We start from the raw sequence: 16,851 nt of genomic DNA, 5'->3' as shown, positions 1-16,851 counted from the left end.
CGGTCAGTCGTCCAGCCGCACCCCGCGAAGCAGCAGCATGGTTCCGCCAACAGCCACGGCGGACGCCAGGAACACCCCCGCTGCACCAAGGCCGACAGCAACCACGCCGATGGCACTGGGCAGGACCACTTGGCCCACCCTGTTTCCGGCCAGCCTCAAAGCCAGTGCCCGTCCGCGCTGCCCTTCCGGAGCTTGGGCCGAAAGCCAGGACATGGTCAGGGGCTGGCCAATTCCGAGCCCCAGGCCCAGGAAGGCCATGACCACGAAGAGCAGCCACACGGGCATGGGAATCGCGGCCACGGCAAGCGCCACCGTTGATACCGCCAAGCTGAGCACCAGCAGCTTCATCCGACCAAGTTTGCGGGACATGTTGCCCAGCCCAATGCGCGAAACCATCGAGAACACTGCCCGGACCGTCAGCATCAGGCCCACCGTAGCTGCGGTCAGGCCGCGTTCGGCGCCGAGCGCGGGAAGGTAGACAACGGTCAGGTCCACTACTGCCAGGACGGTGGCGCTGGTGGCCAACGCGCGGACGACGCCCGGCGTTTTCAGCAGCGCCACCGCACCGCCCTTGGGTGCGTCCTGCGACTTGGCTTTGCCCCTGCGCCTGCTCACCTTTCCCGAAATGACAAACGTGGTCAGGAACATCACCAGGCTCATCGCCACCGACAGGGTGAAAATCGCCTGCGTATTGGGCCGGACTGATGCGCCGCCCACCAGTGAGATCGCCAACGGACCCAATGCCTGGCCCAAGGACGCAGCAAAAGTCAGGTAACCAAAGGCCGAGTCGAGTCGGGACGCAGCAGCGTTGTTCGCGACCACCGCCTGCTGCCCCACCACGCATGCCAATTGCCCCGCACCAAGAAGCGCCGTTCCTGCCACGAGAGCAGCAACCGAGGTCCCCCAAAAGAGCAAAAACGCAGAACATGAAAGGACGACGGCGGACCCGATCGCCATGAGCTTTCGCTCACCCAGACGGTCCACCAGTCCGCCGATGGGCAAGGCGAGCAGCAAGGGAAAGACGGCGTAACTGGCCGCGAGGACACCCAGGGCAAACGCAGGGACCTCGAGCTCAAGGGCCCTGTATGTGGCGGCCGGCCGGACCAGGAATGTCACTGCCTGGATGAGGGCCGAGTGGACCAGGAGGGCGGTGGACGAGCGCCGTCCGAGTTCGCCGATCATTCGGCGTCGATTCCTTTGTGGGAGATCATCCGAAGTGTCTCGTCACGGGCGCCAATAACGTGGTCGAACGCGATCTTCGCTGCACGGTCCGCGTCTTTGCCAGCGAGCGCCGCGACGAGCAAGCGGTGGTTTGCCAGGGCTTCCTCACGCCGCTCCGCCGAGTTGTTGGTGAAGTACCGGTAGCGCTCAACCTGGCTTCCGATCTGCTGGTGGAAACGCTGGGCCCACGAGTTTCCCGCGATCGAGGCGATGGTGGCGTGGAGGGTCACGCCGTACTTCATGGCTTCGTCCGCGAATCCCACCATCGCTGCATTGCGCTCAAGGATTCCCTCAAGGTTCTCGATGTCCTGGTCCGTGGCCCGGGCACAGGCTTCGCGAGCCATTAAGGACTCCAGCGCGGCGCGTACGTCGTACAGCTCGGCGATGACTTTCGCATCGAGGGCCGGGACCAGGACACCTCCTGTGGCTTGCTGTTCCAAGAGGCTCTCGGAGATCAGGCGGCGGATGGCTTCACGCAGTGGGGTTCGGCTCACCCCCAGCGCGGTTGCCATCGCGGGTTCATAAACGCGGGATCCCGGCTTGAGTTCGAGATCAAGGATTTGCCGCTTGAGCTCGAGGTAGACAAAATGTGCCCCCGTGTTGCGGGGTTGTGGATCAGACATTCAGGGCCGCCAAAAGAGAAGGTGTACTTGTATACATCTATACACACTCTGTCTTGGGGGCGCAATTAGTCAGCCACGCGCCCAGCGGTACGGCGTCGTCGTCGACACCTTGAGCAGGCCAGAGCGTTCCAGAATGGGGCGGGAGTACTCGGTTGAATCGCTGTTAATGAGTGTTTTTCCGTTGGCCAAAGCCGCCTGGGCGCGGCGGGCTGTCAGGGCCCGGTAGATCCCGCGGCCCCGCCACTCCGGCCGGGTGGCTCCACCCCAGATCCCGGCAAAGTCGGTCCCTTCCACGGGTTCCAACCGCCCGGCGCTCACAACAATGCCGTCAGCTTCTGCAACCCAGAGTTCCATTCCGTCGTTCAGTGAGAGCCGATGAAGCAGGGCATCCGCCATCTCATCCGAAACAGGATCGCCGAATACTTCGTCCTGCATGGCACTCATGGCCCGCACATCCGATTCCTCCCACACCCCGCGCAACGTCACGCCATTGGGCAAAGGGACATCGACGTTGAGTGCCCTGGCATCACCGATCATGATCGATTCGGGCTCATCCGCGGTGAAGCCCCGGGATGTCAGGGCTTCGTGGAGCCCGGGAGCATGGTCATGTCCGCGGGTTTTCCACTCGATCCTGGTGATCTCCGGCTGGCCCTCGAAGTAGGAAACGGCCGCTTCCACCAAGCTGCGGATACCTTCCTCGTCCGAGCCAGCCAGATCCTGGTACGTGATGAAGCCACGACCACCTCTGAAGGTCACCAACCGGAGCGGGCCAAGTTCCTTGACCGCCACAGCGCTTGGAGTCTCGGCATCGGTGCGGAGTTGTTCATCGTAGGCAGCGAGAAGCCGGGCTTTGGTATCGGAATCCGTCATCCCGCGAGCCTACTCCACCCCCCAAACCCTCCCTCACATCCCGGATCCACCGTTATTCCGACAGTCCCACAGTCCCCACTTTGGTTAAGAGAACGAGAGAGCGTCAGGCCAAAACAGGCGGAACGTGAGAGAGCGTCAGGGCGAAAGGGGTGGGATGTGAGAGAGCGTCAGGGCGAAACGGGCGGGACGTGAGAGAGCGTCAGGTCCAAACGGGCGGAACGTGAGAGAGCGTCAGGCCAAAACAGGCGGGACGTGAGAGAGCGTCAGGCCAAAACAGGCGGGACGTGAGAGAGCGTCAGGGCGAAAGGGGTGGGATGTGAGAGAGCGTTGGGGGAACACGAAGGGGACCGGTTCTTCAACCGGTCCCCTTCAGTGAGTTCAGCTCAAAGCGTTCAGCTCAGCGTGTTCAGCGTGCGGGCGTCATTAGCCGCGGCAGAGCTCGCCGTATTTGGTGCCGGCTTCCTGGTAGGCCTGACCAAGTTCGGCCAGTTTGGCCTCGTCCGGGCTTTCCTTGGACTGCTCATCCATAAACTCCAGGATTGCGGTCACCACAGGCTTCATCTCGGTGGAAGACACCGCTTCGAGGGGTCGGATGGCGTTGGCAACGCGGGTCGTGGCGGTCTTGCTTTGGTTGCTCGGGATGCCGGCTGCGGCGACGCCAACCCGGTCACAGGTTTCTGCTGTAGTCAGCTGCGGCTGGGCGGCGCAGGCGGATGCCGAGGCGATGAGCCCGGCAGCGATCAGGACAGTGGTGAGTTTCTTCATGATTCCCTCAGTGGTCGACGTCCCTTTGATTGTAATCAGAGCAGCGGCCCCCTCACGCATCGGGGAAAGGCCGCTTGCCCGCGTTCCTTCCCAGTTACCTCCCCCAGCAGGCGCAAAACGATGCCCGACGCGCGGGAGTCACCGCAAAATTACGATGACAGCACGGAAGTAACCGGGCAGGAGCGCAGGGCCGGCCGCGAATCCCCTACAGAGCCGGCGTCCGGGGTGGAGCCGTGCGGCGCGAACCCGTTGCTTCGAAGGCGGCGGCCAGTGCCAACAGTGCCGTGTCGTCGTAGGCGCGCCCTGCGAAGGTGAGGCCTACGGGCATCCCGATGTCCGCCATGGTTCCCATCGGCACGGTGACCGTCGGGATGCCCAGGTGTCTCGGGACGAGGTTGCCGTTGGATACCCACACTCCGTTGCGCCAACCGAGATCCGCCGATGCCGGGTTAATGTCCATGTCGGCAGGTCCGACGTCGGGTCCAGTCCGAGCTCGTCCATCCAGTCCTCCAGATCAATGCGCCGGGTCTCCTCCAAGCCGCGAACTCCGGCTTGCAGCTCGGGGATCTCGGTGAAGTGGGAGACACCGTACTCGCGGACCTGCCGGGGATAGCCGGCGATGTGGTCGTCGAATCCGGTGTAGCGGTCCGCGAGGGCGCCCTTTGGGTGGGGGAAGATGGCCTCGCCATCCACATTGGCAAGCCTGTTGAGGGCGGGATCGCCGTTGGCCTGCAGGAAGTCGTCCCACGCCCAGGCCGAAAGGTCCTCGATTTCACGTTTGAGGTACTCGGAGCTGACCAGGCCGCGGGTGGCGATGGTGGGCGCACCGGGCCGGTCGCCTTCGTAGTTGGAGACCACGGGGAAGTCCACCAGTACAACGTCAGCGCCGGCAGCTTCCAGGTCCCGCTTCGCAGCTTCCCAGAGGTCAATCACGGAAGCGCGTGTCTCAATGCGCTGCCCGGTAGGCCCGCCGATCCCCGGCTGCTCGCTGGTTCCGGCGTCAGGGTCTGCGTTGATGTACATGCGTGGCACGCCGAAGCGCTTGCCCCGCAAGGCCGACCGCCCGCCGTCGAGCGTTTCCGAACCGAGCGCCACGTAGGACTCCGGCCGGACCTCGGACGATTTCGGAACCTCAACCCACGGTTGTGCGCGCCAGAAGTCACCGCGCGTCTCAGCGTCGTCGGCCACGATCACGTCCAGAAGCTCAAGCATGTCGGCCATGGTGCGGGTGTGCGGCACCACGACGTCCATTGTGGGGACCAGCGGCCAGTTGCCGCGCACCGAGATAACGCCGCGGGAGGGCGTGTAGGCGCACAAAGCGTTGTTCGACGCCGGTGCGCGGCCACTTGACCAGGTCTCCTCGCCCAAGCCGAAGGCCGCGAAGCTGGCCGCTGTCGCGGTGCCGGAGCCGTTGGATGAACCGGAACCGAACGCTGCCGTCAGGAAGTCCGCGTTGTAGGGACTTTCGGCGCGTCCGTACACGCCACGCTGCATGCCGCCGTTGGCCATGGGCGGCATGTTGGTCAGGCCGATCAGCACCGCACCGGCATCCCTAAGCCGTTCGATGGTGAACGCATCGCGCTGCGCCACCAGATTCTCAAAGGCAGGCGACCCGGCGGCGGCAGTGAGGCCCTTGGCCAGGTAACTGTCCTTGGCCGTGTACGGGATGCCGTCCAAGGGGCCCCTCACCGCGCCCTGGCTTCGGCGTTTGTCCGATGCCCGGGCATCTGCCAACGCATCGGGATTCATGACCACCAAGGCGTTGAGTTTGATGCCGTTGTGGTCGTAGGCCTCGATGCGGTCAAGGTATGCCTGGGTCAGTTCCTCGCTGGTCACCTCACCCGATTCAAGTGCCCCGCGCAGTTGCGCAATGGAGGCTTCAACGACGTCGAAGCTGGCCACTACGCTGCACCCCCGGCGATGGGTGTTCCGTTGAGACGCGGCTGCTGCTGGGTGATGCAGTGGATGCCGCCGCCGCGGGCCAGAATGGGCCGGGCGTCCACGGTGACGACGCGGCGGCCCGGGTAAGCTTCGGCCAGGATTTCAGCTGCAAGGGAGTCGGCACGCTCTTCGCCGTAACCGCAGGCGATCACGCCGCCGTTGACCACCAGGTGGTTGACGTAGCTCCAGTCCACAAAGCCGTCGTCGTCGCGGAGCGTTGCCGGGGCCGGCAGAGGGACAATCTCGAAGGGCTTGCCCGCCGCGTCCGTCTGAGTCTCAAGGAATGCCTGGAGCGTGCGGCTGACGTCGTGGTCCGGGTGCTCCGGGTTGGTCTGGGAATGCAGCAGGATACGGCCGGGCGTGGGCAAGGTGGCAACCATGTCGATGTGGCCGCGCGTGCCCAGGTCCTCGTAGTCGCGGGTCAGCCCGCGGGGAACCCAAATGACCTTGGTGGCACCGATGGTCCGGGCGAGTTCTGCCTCAACTGCGGCCTTGTCCGCGAAGGGGTTCCGACCCGGATCCAGCTGCACCGTCTCGGTGACCAGCACGGTTCCTTCGCCGTCCACGTGGATGGCACCGCCCTCGTTGACCAACAGCGAGCTGACCAGTTCAGCGCCCGACTGTTCCGCGACGAAGCGTCCCATGCCTGCGCTCTTCTGCCATTCGGACCATGCGGGCGCACCCCAACCGTTGAAGATCCAGTCCACGGCGCCAAGCACGCCGGGACGTTCGTCATCCAGCACAAAGGTGGGTCCGACGTCGCGCATCCAGAACTCATCCAACGGGGCCTCGAGCTGCTCGATGCCGCTGCCCAGCATGCGCGCAGCGCGCTGGCGCTCGCTCGGGTCAACCACCATGGTGACGGGTTCGAATTCTGCCACGGCATGCGCGACGGCGGTCCAGGCCGCGTAGGCCTCTTCAGCGGAGGCGGCGTCGTCGCCGAGGGTCAGTCCGGGGCGCGGAAAAGCCATCCAGGTGCGTTCATGTGGCGCGGTTTCGGCTGGCATTTTCCAAGCCATGGGTGACTCCTTCGTCTGCATTTCATTGTCTTGTTGATCGCACGATCAATAATGTTGAAAAGGTAATCTAGACTGGTCCTTGATGTCAAGCACTCCACAGAAGCGCGCGGTCCGGAAGTCGCCGGCAGAACGCGCCACAGAAATCACGGAAGCCGCCCGCCAGATCGCACTCGAGACGGGCCTTACCGCCCTGACGCTGCGCAATGTGGCTGCCCGGGTTGGAGTCGCCTCGGGCCTGGTGGCGCACTATCAGCCCAACATGGACGCACTCGTTTCCAACACGTTTGCCACCATCGTGGCTGCGGAAACACAGGAAATCGCAGCCCTGTTGAGCCGACTCCCCGGGCCCTCCGAGCGGCTCAGCCTGCTGGTGGACACGCTCTTGGACAACAGCAGGCTCGATGTCACGGCCATCTGGGTTGAAGCATGGACGCTCGGGCGCCGCAACGAAGCCCTCGCCGCATCCGTCCGTGAGCAAATGGACGCCTGGCAGAAGGTTTTCCAAGGAGTGGTTGAGGACGGGAACGCATCCGGAGCATTCAACGTTTCCGATGCTGCCGCCGTCGCCTGGCAGATCCTGGGCATGGTGGACGGCCTGAACGCGCAGGCCTTGGTCCGCTGGGACGGCGTCAACGACCGCGGCAGCCACCTGGCCCGCGCAGTGGAGGGAATGGTGGGCGCCGCTACCGGGTCGCTCGTGCGCCAGCCATCGGTGCAGGGTGCCAGGGACCGCAGTCCCCTGCCCTAGGCTGGAGACCATGGCGATCATTCACAAGGCAACCCTGTCCCCGTCCAAGCTCGAACTCATCGCTGATTACCTGCCGAACCAACCTTGGTTCATCCAGGACGGCGCGCCGGAGCTCATTGGCGCCTACCGCTTTGACGATCCCGCAGGCGAAGTGGGCCTCGAAACCCATGTGGTCACTGCTGGTGAGCGCATCTACCAGGTCCCCCTCAGCTACCGCGGTTACGAGCTCGCAGGTGCCGAGGACTGGCTGATCGGAACCATGGAGCACTCGGTCCTGGGCAAGCGCTGGGTGTACGACGCCTGCGCCGACCCCATCTACGTCAAGGCCCTCGCAACCGCGATCCTGACAGGCCAGCGGGAAGCTGAGCAGTTCGTCGACGGTGAGCCCGAACCGCGCCCCAGCACCGTTACCGTCAAGGGCAGCGGACAGCTCGACGACGGCGTACCCACCCTGAGTGCCTCGGCGCCGGTATCGGGCAGTGGCGTGACGATTATTGATGCGGGTGGGTTGAAGCTGAAAGTAGCCAGGGTCCTGGATGTGGCCGCCGATGTTTCCGCGAACTCTGCTGCTGCCCCTGAGTTGCATGGTGAGCTGACCCTCAGCGGCACGTGGGCCGGCCTGGAGAACCCGGTGGAGCTGGCGGCCGTGGTCCGCGACTAGCCCGGGAACCGGGTCTGGCATCTTTTGGCCCAGGGGACTCCAGCGTAGGCTGGCACACGAAGCCATCTACTCCGTTAGGGGCGCACCATGAACAAAGCACAGAACATCATTCCCGCTGCACAGGACCTGGCCCGCGAATGGGTAGGCCATGCTGCCGAAGGCACATCCGCGCAAACCGAGGCAGTGGTTGGATGGGCGTTGTCCCGGATCAACCACGCCGATGTCCCGTCCGTTGTCCACGGCGTGATGCTCACCCTGACCGGCAACAGGAAGACGGCCAAGGAAGCCCAACGCACTGCCGCGCGTGCCGTTAAGCGGGCCACCCAGGCACTGAGCCGGAAAGCCCCGCAGCGGCGCTCCCGTCGTGGTGGTTTGTTGGTGGCGCTGGCCGCAGCTGTTGTCGGTGCGGCAGCCGTACTGGCGTGGCGCGCCATGGTGCCTCCGGGCGAACCCGAGCCGGCCAAGCGACCGGCTGAGCCCATCAAGCCGCCCGTGCCCCCGGCTCCCTAAGCAGCCCAACAAGCGGCAGGAGCGCCGACTAGGGTGCGGCTTCGCCGTCGTGCCGTTGGATCCGCCGCCGAAGGGGTGCCCTGGCGAAAAGCCAGTAGGCTCCTGCGCTGGCAAGCAGGAAACCCATTACGCCCAGGAACACCAGCTGGGTCATGATCCCCGCGATCACCATCACGAACCCGGCAAGGACAGCCAGGCTCCCCAGAATGATGCGGGCCATTTCTCCTCGCGGGCGGCCCGACGTCAGCTGCGAGGCGAGTTCGGGATCCGTTGCAGCAAGATCCCGTTCCAGCTCCTCCAAGCTCCTGCGTTCTTCTTCCGACAACGACACCGGAGTTCCTCACCACACGAGCAGGTCCGCGAAAATGCGTCGATGCTCAGGCCATCAGCACGTGCGCTGCTTGCCGTGCCATGCCATCATTATCTGCCCGTTTCGGTGCGTGTGCCACAGGTTCCCTGGGACAGGTTCTTGCTGTGGTTCCACCTGCCGCGGGTTCCTCCAGCCCCTGAATATGCATACGCTGGAGCTGCGGGCCCATTGCGCCACGAGCACGGACAAAGATCGCCGACAGGAAAGTTGAATTCCCATGGCACACAAAACTGCAAAGAACACGGCGCTTCAGAAAACCACCCCCGCGGGCCGCGGACCCCGGCGAACGCTCTGGCTCATCGCGGCCGGCCTTGTTGCAGGCGTGGCGGGCGGAGTTTTCGCCTTCCGCATGCTGGTGCCCCCAGCGCGGACGCCGGAACCTGCCCCGCCCAGCGAGCCCGAGGAGATCCTGGTCCGCGAGGAACCAGTCGAGATTTCGACCCGGATGCGGCCGGGCGAATGGACAGAAGAGTCCTTGCAGGCGCATATCGAGGACTATCGGCAGCAGATCAGGGCCATGGGTGCAGCTGAACAGCAGATCGTCACCAAGGTGGAACGCACCGATAACGGGGCTGTACTCGTTGTGGTCAGCTGGGACCGGCAGCGCTAGACAGGCGCATACTGGAGGCATGAGCGGGACCGAAGAATTCCTTGAATGGGTCAGGTCCACCCTTTATCAAGCGGAACTTGCCCTCCATAACGGCGATGCTTCTCCACGTCGGGCCATCTGGTCACGGAATGAGCCCGTCAGCGTGCTCGGCGCGTTCCGTAACGCCCACGGCCAGCAGGAGTTGGACGAGCTCTTTGCTGCGCTGGCGGAGAGTTTCTCTGACTGCCTCTCGTACAGCTTCGACCTTCAGGCCTACGACGTCATAGGAGACATGGCCTACACCGCCGGATTGGAGCACACCTCGGCTTCAATCAACGGCGAGCCACGTCAGTATGTCCTCCGAGCCACCCAGGTCTACCGCCGTGAGGGTGGGGAATGGAAAGTGGCCCACCGGCATGCCGACACGGTGACCGCCTAGCGGCTTTCACCCTGCCGCGGCCTCCAGACCACAACGGCTTGGGAGCGCGCCCGGGGACGCTGGCCACGTGCCAGCGAGACGACGTCGCCTGCAGCTCCCGCCGCGAAGATGCGGGCGTCCCCTGTCGCGCGACGGCGGGTCAGTTCCTCTGTCAGTTCAGCTACCCGGTATTGCAGGGCAGCAACCTGGTTTTCGAGGTCTAGTATGCGCTTGATGCCTTCAAGTGAGACGCCGGACTGCGAGAGGCGCTGGACCTCCCGCAGTTTGTTGACGTCGTTCTGCGAGTAGCGGCGGGACTTGCCCGGCGCACGGCTGGGCGAGACGATGCCCAGCCGGTCGTACTGGCGCAACGTCTGCGGATGCATGTCGGCAAGCTCCGCAGCAACGGAGATGACGAAGATCGGCTGGTTGACGTCGATGCCCATCACCGCCTCCTTACAACCGGGCCTTTGCGGCCAGGTCGTGACGGGGATCGGCGTCGGTGGTGGCCGCAGCGAAAGCCTTCACGGCTTCCTCCGCTTCTTTGTTGAGGTTCTGCGGAACCGCGACGTCGATGGTCACCAGCAGGTCGCCTGTGGCCTTGGACGTCTTCACGCCACGGCCCTTGACCCTCAGGGTGCGGCCCGAGGGCGTGCCCGCCGGGACGCGCACTTTGACCGTGTCGCCGTCGAGCGTGGGAACCTCTATGGTGGCGCCAAGCGCGGCTTCCGCGAACGTGACGGGCACGTGGATACGGATGTTGTTGCCGTCGCGTTGGAAGAAGTCGTGCGGCTTCACGTTGACAGTGATGATGAGGTCGCCGTTGCCGGCCGGACCAACATTGCCCTTGCCCCGCTGGCGGACCTTCTGGCCATCTTTGATGCCGGCGGGAATCTTCACGTCGATGACGTTGCCGTTACTCTCACGCAGGCTCACCGTGGTGCCCTTGATGGAGCCGGCGAACGAGATGGTCGTGGTGGCGGTGCGGTCCGAACCTTTTTGAGGCGCCCGCTGGAAGCCGGTCTGCCCGGCCCCGCCGAATCCGCCACCGAACAGGTCGGCGAACTCCGGAGGAATACCGCCGCCTTGGGGCTGGCGGGCACCCGGTCCGCCGCCGAACAGGCCACCAAACAGGTCCTCGAACCCGCCATTGCCTCCCGCACCGCCCCGGCCGCCGGCGCCCGGGGCGAACCTGGCACCGCCGCCCATGGCACGGATGGCGTCGTACTGCTGCCGGTCCTCAGGACTCGACAACACCGAGTAGGCCTCGGAAATGTCTTTGAACTTCTTCTCCGCGGCAGCATCCCCGGCGTTGGTGTCCGGGTGGTACTGGCGGGCAAGCTTGCGGTACGCCTTCTTGATATCCGCGTCGGACGCGTCCTTGGCAACACCAAGGATCGCGTAAAAATCCTTTTCAACCCAGTCCTGGCTGGCCAAGAGCGTTTCCTTTCAAATCTGTCGTTACGTTGCGCTACGCGGAATATGGGCCCCCGCCCCTACGCGCGGCGGCTCAGTCCTAACGGACTTGAGCCGCCACGCTCCGGCAGGCCCGATGCCACTCCCGGGGCCCATATTCCACTTCGCGCTGCGGTCAACTCACCTTATGCGGGAACCGCGACGATCACCTGTGCTGCACGCAGGACCCGCTCACCCGAGCGGTATCCGGAGCGCAGGACCTGGCTGACCGTATCCACCTGGATGTCCTCGCCGGGCTGCTGAATGAGTGCTTCGTGGACGGTGGGGTCGAATTCGACACCCGTTTCCGCGATTCGCTCCAGTCCGTACGTCTTCAGCGCGGTCTCCAGCTTGGCGGCGATGGCGGCGAAGGGGCCGTCTTCGAGGTCACCGTGCTGGCGTGCAGCGTCGATGTCGTCCAGTACCGGCAGGAGGGAGTTCAGGACGCCGATGACGGCCATCTCTCCCGCTACGGCCCGGTCTCGTTCAACGCGCTTGCGGTAGTTGACGTACTCAGCCTGAAGGCGGAGGAGGTCGTTGCGGAGTTCGGCTGCCTGGGCTTCAGCTGCGGCACCGGAGGCTACCGACTCTGCAGCCGGCACCTCTACCCCGTTGAGGATTTCCTCAGCCTGGGAGAGGGCGTCACCGTCCGTGGGAGCAGCGTTGCCTTCGGCAGGAGCCGCGGCCTCGCCCTCAGGGTGGCGGGCCGCCCCGGTCTCCGGGTCAACCTTGCGGTTGTCCCGGATCACCGGCTTGCGCGGCTCGTTGCCTTCAGAGTGCTCTGCTTCGTTGCCGTGATGAGGCATGGCTACTTCTTCGCTTCGTCTTCGTCGATGATCTCGGCGTCGACGATGTCCTCGTCAGCCGAACCCTGCTCGCCGGCAGGTGCACCTTCTGCACCGGCACCCGGAGCATCAGCAGCGGAGGCCTGCGAGTAGATGGCTTCGCCCAGCTTGGTCTGGGAAGCCTGCAGCTTCTCAAACGCAGTCTTGACGGCGGCGTCGTCGGTGCCTTCCAGCGCGGACTTGAGGGCGTCGACGTCGGCCTTGACCTCGGTCTTGACCTCTTCAGGCAGCTTGTCGTCGTTGTCGGCGATCAGCTTGTCCACGGAGTAGGCGAGCTGCTCAGCGGAGTTACGGGTGTCCGTAGCTTCGCGGCGAGCCTTGTCCTCTGCTGCGTGCTCCTCGGCTTCACGGACCATGCGGTCAATGTCGTCCTTGGACAGTGCAGTGCCACCGGTGATGGTCATGGACTGTTCCTTGCCGGTGCCCTTGTCCTTGGCGGACACGTGGACAATACCGTTGGCGTCGATGTCGAAGGTGACCTCGACCTGCGGAACACCACGCGGCGCCGGAGCGATGCCGGTCAGTTCGAACGTGCCCAGCGGCTTGTTGTCGCGGGTAAATTCACGCTCGCCCTGGAAGACCTGGATGGCCACGGACGGCTGGTTGTCGTCAGCGGTGGTGAAGGTTTCCGAACGCTTGGTGGGGATAGCGGTGTTGCGCTCGATCAGGTGCGTCATGACGCCACCCTTGGTTTCGATGCCCAGGGACAGCGGGGTGACGTCGATGAGGAGGACGTCCTTGCGCTCACCCTTCAGGACACCGGCCTGGAGTGCAGCACCGACGGCTACAACTTCATCCGGGTTGACGCCCTTGTTGGGCTCCTTGCCGCCGGCGAGTTCCTTCACGAGCTCGGAGACAGCAGGCATACGGGTGGAGCCACCGACGAGCACAATGTGGTCGATGTCGGAAACCTTGATGCCGGCTTCTGCGATGACGTCGTTGAACGGCTTCTTGGTGCGGTCCAGCAGGTCCTTGGTGAGGTCCTGGAACTTGGCACGGGTCAGCTGCTCGTCCAGGTGGACCGGGCCGTCGGGGGTGACGGCGAGGTACTGGAGGGAGATGTTGGTGCTGGTGGAGGAGGACAGTTCCTTCTTGGCCTGCTCCGCAGCTTCACGCAGACGCTGCAGGGCGATCTTGTCCTTGGAGAGGTCGATGCCCTTGACCTTGAGCTGGCCCAGGAGCCACTCGACTACGCGGTTGTCCCAGTCGTCGCCACCGAGCCGGTTGTCACCGGCGGTTGCGCGGACCTGGATGGTGGAGAAGTTGTCTTCGTCCTTGCCAACTTCCAGGAGGGAAACGTCGAAGGTTCCGCCACCGAGGTCGAAGACCAGGATGAGTTCGTCTTCCTTGCCCTTGTCCAGGCCGTATGCCAGTGCAGCCGCGGTGGGCTCGTTGACGATGCGGAGGACGTTGAGGCCTGCAATTTCGCCGGCTTCCTTGGTGGACTGGCGCTCGGCGTCGTTGAAGTAGGCCGGAACGGTGATCACAGCGTCGGTGACCTTTTCGCCCAAGTAGCTCTCGGCGTCGTTCTTGAGCTTCATGAGGATACGCGCGGAGATTTCCTGCGGCGTGTACTTCTTGTCATCGATTGCGACGGTCCAGTCGGTGCCCATGTGGCGCTTGACGGAAGCGATGGTGCGGTCGATGTTGTTGACGGCCTGGCGCTTGGCGATTTCGCCGACCAGGACTTCACCGGACTTGGAGAACGCAACGACGGACGGCGTGGTGCGGCCGCCTTCAGCGTTGGCGATGACGGTGGGCTCGCCACCTTCGAGAACAGAGACCACGGAGTTGGTTGTTCCGAGGTCGATACCTACTGCACGTGACATATCTTGTTTCCTTTCAATGGCCGATGTTGGAGATTGCGTCCGGCATCGGTCCGCTGGGCGGTTCCTGTGCCGGGAGCTTGCTCAACAATCGGCTAGTTGAGCGTTCTGCACTCAACTGTACTCAGGCTCAGAAAGATGTCAATCCAAAGTTGAGTCGAGTGCACTCAACTTTACTTTCAGGCTGAGGAAAATCCCCGGAATCCCGCGCCAGAAGGGCTGTTTCGCCCTCGGTGAACTGCCAGCAAAGCCTCACGACGCGCAAAATCCACTGTGCCACTCAGCCGGAGTGGCGACGCCCATATTTGGGTGTCACGACTGAATGTGGGTGGCGTCAAACCGTTTGGGTGGCGTCAGCCGCTTGGGTAGCGTCAGCGGCACCGCCAAGCGGCTCGGGTTTGTACACCCACGCCACCAGCACCACCGAGATGATCATCAGCAGGAACCACGCCAGGAGCTTGTCGATCGAGACGGCCTGCCAGCCGTTCAGCTGGTTCGGATAAAGCCACGCACGGGACCACGTGCCGATGTTCTCGGCGAACCAGATGAACAGCGCCACCAGCAGGAAGGACACCAGGATCGGCATACGGAAACGACGCCGGAACACCCGGAAGTGCATCACGCACCGTCCGTAGACAAGAACGACGGCGGCCAGCAGCACCCAGCGCAGGTCAACGATGTAGTGGTGCGAGAAGAAGTTCACGTAGATCGCCCCAGCAACCAGAGCCGTGATCCACCGGCGGGGATACCTGTCGAAGCGAAGGTCGAACAAGCGGAAAACGCGCACCATATAAGAGCCCACTGCCGCGTACATGAAGCCACTGAACAACGGGACCGCACCGATCCGAAGGACGCCCTCGGCCTCATAGGCCCACGAGCCCACATCGGTCTTGAACAGCTCCATGACCGTTCCCACCACATGGAACAACAGGATGACCCGCAGCTCCCGGAGCGTCTCCAGCCTGAACGTGATCATTAGGACCTGGATGACGACGGCGGCAAGGGTGAGGAAGTCGTTCCGGGCGAGAGCGGCGTTTTCTGGGTACCAAAGACGGACGGCGATGATCACCGCGAGCAGGGCGGCGCCGAACACGCAAGCCCAGGCCTGCTTCAGCCCGAACACCACGAACTCGGTGAGCCCGGACTGCAGGCGGCTGCCCTTCCTGCCGTCCAGATACCGGTGGGCGAGGTTGTCGATAGCCTGTTCAACAGGTGTGGAGTTACGCATTGCCACCCTTCGGAGCGGCTCCGAGTTGGCCCAGGTAGTAGTCGCGCGGCCAATGCCGGATCCGCTGGGGCAGCCGAGGGTAGAGACGGCCAACCATCCGCATGGTCCGCTCGAAACGCCGGGCTCGGGCCGGCCCCCAGTCGAACCCGAAACCGGCACGCACATCATCAGGCAGCAGGCCGGCCGTGAGGAACCGGGCCAGCGGCATCGCCAGGCGCAGGAGTTGTGGGCCGCCTGCCGGGTAGAGGAGGTCCCGCGCAACCCTGACCGCTTTGTCGTCCGGTTGAAGTCCCCTCACACGGGAGTCCCAGTAGGCGGCAAAGGCGGCCCGGTCGGCCGGCCAACTGCCCGCCGGGAGCTGCAGGGCTGTCCCGATCCGCGCATACTCGCGGTAGATCCGGTCGGCATCGCCGTCGTCGAGCGGTCCGTGGACCTGCTCGTAAACGGTGACTGCGGTGTCGTAAAGAGTGGCGACCACCCAGAGTTGGGACTCCGCGTCGAAGGCGCTGTACCCGCTGGAGGTGGAGTCGGGTCCGCGCCGGACAGGGGCATGGGCACGATTAACGGAACGTCGGACGGCCTTGAGTTGGTCTTCCGAGCCGTACACCACCGCGTACACGTAGGTCATGGTGGCACGGAGGCGGTCCATAGGGCGCTCGGCGAAGTTGCTGTGCTCAGCCACGCCATGGCCAACCCTGGGGTCGGCGATCTGCAGGAGAATTGCGCGGCCCGCTCCGGCGAGGAGCACGCCCTCCGCCCCGATGTCAGCCAGTCCACGAACCATCTGAATACTTTACCGTTCGCGGCCTAGAGCCCCACGACACCCTGGAGGACGCTCAGTTGGTGTTCAAAAAGCTCATCCCGGGCAGCAAAGGTATCGGCACCATACTGCCCAAAGACCTCGAAACTAACGGCCCCGAACACGGACGTCCAGACCAGCACGCCCCGCGCCAGGGAGTGGTCAGGAGCTGCGAGGTTAAGGTCCTCGCGGATGGCCGCCAGGTCTTTGGCCAGGGCTGGAGGAACGACGACGGCGGGACTCACCTCGGCGTTCATGGCTCCGGCTCGGTATGCGGCATCAAAGATGCCCACGAGACGGACGATGACACGGGTTCCAGGGACGGTGGTGCGCTCGCCCGGCGCCTGGTAGCCGGGGACGGGGCTACCGAAAAGCAACGCGTAGCTTGCCGGTTCACGAAGGGCCCACGATCGGACAGCGTTGCCAAGCGCCCGGAACTGCCCGGCGAAATCGGCGCCAGGAACAGCCTCCACGGCGGCGTCTACATGGTCGCCGAGCTCGTTGTACGCGTCGATGAGCAGGAGCGTGAGGAGCTCGTCGCGGTTCTCGACGTAGCGATAGACGGCTGAGGACACGACTCCGAGATCCCTGGCCACCGCCCGGAGGGACAGTGTCGCCGCGCCGTGGAGGGCCAGGTGCTCACGGCCGAGCCGGATGATGTCCGCAATGGTTTGGGCGCGGGCGCGCTCTCTGGGAGTTGGGGGCTTGGCCTTGGTCGCAGCTGACGTCATGCCCCTAGCTTGCCACAAAGGAGAGCGGCGTCAACAAACAAGAGCACTGCTCTTGACTTAAGAACAAAGTGCCGTCATTCTGAATTCAGAGAGCACTGCTCTTGTTTTGAAATCCGCTGGAAGAATGAGAAAGAAGGCCACCATGTACGTCGTCACAGGAGCAGGGCCCGTTGGCCACATCGCTGCCCTTCCTCTGCTCGCTTAGTTGCTGAGTGCAACTTAGTTGGTTGCA

18 protein-coding genes and 1 pseudogene are annotated in these 16,851 nt (G+C 64.1%); 5 read left to right on the top strand and 14 right to left on the bottom strand.

All coding sequences use genetic code 11. The annotated features are described in order from the left end of the window. Positions 1–3: 3 nt before the first annotated feature. The 6 genes and pseudogenes from ABHM97_RS15700 to ABHM97_RS15675 all read right to left on the bottom strand — a co-directional run bounded on the left by ABHM97_RS15700 (position 4) and on the right by ABHM97_RS15675 (position 6,439). On the bottom strand, positions 4–1,182 hold the full coding sequence (locus ABHM97_RS15700) for an MFS transporter (RefSeq protein WP_349471415.1): 1,179 nt from the start codon (positions 1,180–1,182) through the stop codon (positions 4–6). Continuing rightward, a complete protein-coding gene (locus ABHM97_RS15695; protein WP_349471414.1) occupies positions 1,179–1,844 on the bottom strand; it encodes a GntR family transcriptional regulator in 666 nt (221 codons plus the stop codon). The genes ABHM97_RS15700 and ABHM97_RS15695 overlap by 4 nt, the downstream gene beginning before the upstream one ends. Positions 1,845–1,913: 69 nt before the next feature. Beyond that, positions 1,914–2,714, bottom strand: a complete 801-nt coding sequence (locus tag ABHM97_RS15690) for a GNAT family N-acetyltransferase (RefSeq protein WP_349471413.1) — start codon at positions 2,712–2,714, stop codon at positions 1,914–1,916. A gap of 423 nt (positions 2,715–3,137) precedes the next feature. Continuing rightward, positions 3,138–3,479, bottom strand: coding sequence for a hypothetical protein (locus tag ABHM97_RS15685; RefSeq protein ID WP_235517772.1), 342 nt, complete (start codon positions 3,477–3,479; stop codon positions 3,138–3,140). Positions 3,480–3,684: 205 nt separating this feature from the next. Next, positions 3,685–5,381: pseudogene (locus ABHM97_RS15680) on the bottom strand (amidase). Beyond that, positions 5,381–6,439: an agmatine deiminase family protein gene (locus ABHM97_RS15675; protein WP_235517774.1), complete on the bottom strand. Its 1,059-nt coding sequence runs from the start codon at positions 6,437–6,439 to the stop codon at positions 5,381–5,383. The pseudogene ABHM97_RS15680 and the gene ABHM97_RS15675 overlap by 1 nt, the downstream one beginning before the upstream one ends. Positions 6,440–6,521: 82 nt before the next feature. On the opposite strand from ABHM97_RS15675, the gene ABHM97_RS15670 reads away from it, so the two are divergent. The 3 genes from ABHM97_RS15670 to ABHM97_RS15660 all read left to right on the top strand — a co-directional run bounded on the left by ABHM97_RS15670 (position 6,522) and on the right by ABHM97_RS15660 (position 8,358). Next, positions 6,522–7,187, top strand: a complete 666-nt coding sequence (locus ABHM97_RS15670; protein ID WP_235517775.1) for a TetR/AcrR family transcriptional regulator — start codon at positions 6,522–6,524, stop codon at positions 7,185–7,187. A gap of 10 nt (positions 7,188–7,197) precedes the next feature. Continuing rightward, positions 7,198–7,848, top strand: a complete 651-nt coding sequence (locus ABHM97_RS15665; RefSeq protein ID WP_349471412.1) for a CG0192-related protein — start codon at positions 7,198–7,200, stop codon at positions 7,846–7,848. Positions 7,849–7,935: 87 nt separating this feature from the next. After that, positions 7,936–8,358: a hypothetical protein gene (locus ABHM97_RS15660; RefSeq protein ID WP_257369464.1), complete on the top strand. Its 423-nt coding sequence runs from the start codon at positions 7,936–7,938 to the stop codon at positions 8,356–8,358. A gap of 28 nt (positions 8,359–8,386) precedes the next feature. On the opposite strand, the gene ABHM97_RS15655 is transcribed toward ABHM97_RS15660, so the two are convergent. After that, positions 8,387–8,689, bottom strand: coding sequence for a DUF3040 domain-containing protein (locus ABHM97_RS15655; RefSeq protein WP_257369463.1), 303 nt, complete (start codon positions 8,687–8,689; stop codon positions 8,387–8,389). A 256-nt stretch (positions 8,690–8,945) separates the two neighbouring features. Between ABHM97_RS15655 and ABHM97_RS15650 the strand changes: the two genes are divergently transcribed. After that, positions 8,946–9,338 carry a hypothetical protein gene (locus ABHM97_RS15650; RefSeq protein WP_235517779.1) on the top strand — a complete coding sequence of 131 codons (393 nt, stop codon included), beginning with the start codon at positions 8,946–8,948 and terminating at the stop codon, positions 9,336–9,338. A 19-nt stretch (positions 9,339–9,357) separates the two neighbouring features. Further along, positions 9,358–9,756 (top strand): nuclear transport factor 2 family protein, encoded by a 399-nt coding sequence (locus ABHM97_RS15645; RefSeq protein WP_349471411.1) that lies wholly within the window; start codon positions 9,358–9,360, stop codon positions 9,754–9,756. Here the strand turns inward: ABHM97_RS15645 and ABHM97_RS15640 are convergent. The 7 genes from ABHM97_RS15640 to ABHM97_RS15610 form a co-directional block, all read right to left on the bottom strand. Beyond that, positions 9,753–10,181 carry a heat shock protein transcriptional repressor HspR gene (locus tag ABHM97_RS15640; RefSeq protein ID WP_235517781.1) on the bottom strand — a complete coding sequence of 143 codons (429 nt, stop codon included), beginning with the start codon at positions 10,179–10,181 and terminating at the stop codon, positions 9,753–9,755. The genes ABHM97_RS15645 and ABHM97_RS15640 overlap by 4 nt on opposite strands. Positions 10,182–10,191: 10 nt before the next feature. Continuing rightward, a complete protein-coding gene (locus ABHM97_RS15635; protein WP_235517782.1) occupies positions 10,192–11,172 on the bottom strand; it encodes a DnaJ C-terminal domain-containing protein in 981 nt (326 codons plus the stop codon). Positions 11,173–11,336: 164 nt separating this feature from the next. Next, the gene (locus ABHM97_RS15630; RefSeq protein ID WP_235517783.1) at positions 11,337–11,996 is read right to left on the bottom strand and encodes a nucleotide exchange factor GrpE; all 660 of its coding nucleotides are present in this window, start codon (positions 11,994–11,996) and stop codon (positions 11,337–11,339) included. A 2-nt stretch (positions 11,997–11,998) separates the two neighbouring features. Beyond that, positions 11,999–13,864: a molecular chaperone DnaK gene (gene dnaK, locus ABHM97_RS15625; protein ID WP_349471410.1), complete on the bottom strand. Its 1,866-nt coding sequence runs from the start codon at positions 13,862–13,864 to the stop codon at positions 11,999–12,001. Positions 13,865–14,195: 331 nt separating this feature from the next. Continuing rightward, a complete protein-coding gene (locus ABHM97_RS15620) occupies positions 14,196–15,089 on the bottom strand; it encodes a DUF817 domain-containing protein (RefSeq protein ID WP_349471409.1) in 894 nt (297 codons plus the stop codon). Next, entirely contained in the window at positions 15,082–15,873 is a 792-nt protein-coding gene (locus tag ABHM97_RS15615; protein ID WP_349471408.1) for an oxygenase MpaB family protein, read from the bottom strand. The genes ABHM97_RS15620 and ABHM97_RS15615 overlap by 8 nt, the downstream gene beginning before the upstream one ends. A gap of 23 nt (positions 15,874–15,896) precedes the next feature. Then, positions 15,897–16,619 carry a TetR/AcrR family transcriptional regulator gene (locus tag ABHM97_RS15610; RefSeq protein ID WP_349471407.1) on the bottom strand — a complete coding sequence of 241 codons (723 nt, stop codon included), beginning with the start codon at positions 16,617–16,619 and terminating at the stop codon, positions 15,897–15,899. Positions 16,620–16,851 lie beyond the last annotated feature (232 nt).

The sequence above is a fragment of the Paenarthrobacter sp. CAP02 genome, assembly GCF_040137855.1.
Lineage (GTDB): Bacteria > Actinomycetota > Actinomycetes > Actinomycetales > Micrococcaceae > Arthrobacter.
The sequence above is the reverse complement of the archived record's forward strand: the minus strand, read 5'-3'. Positions and strand labels throughout refer to the sequence as shown.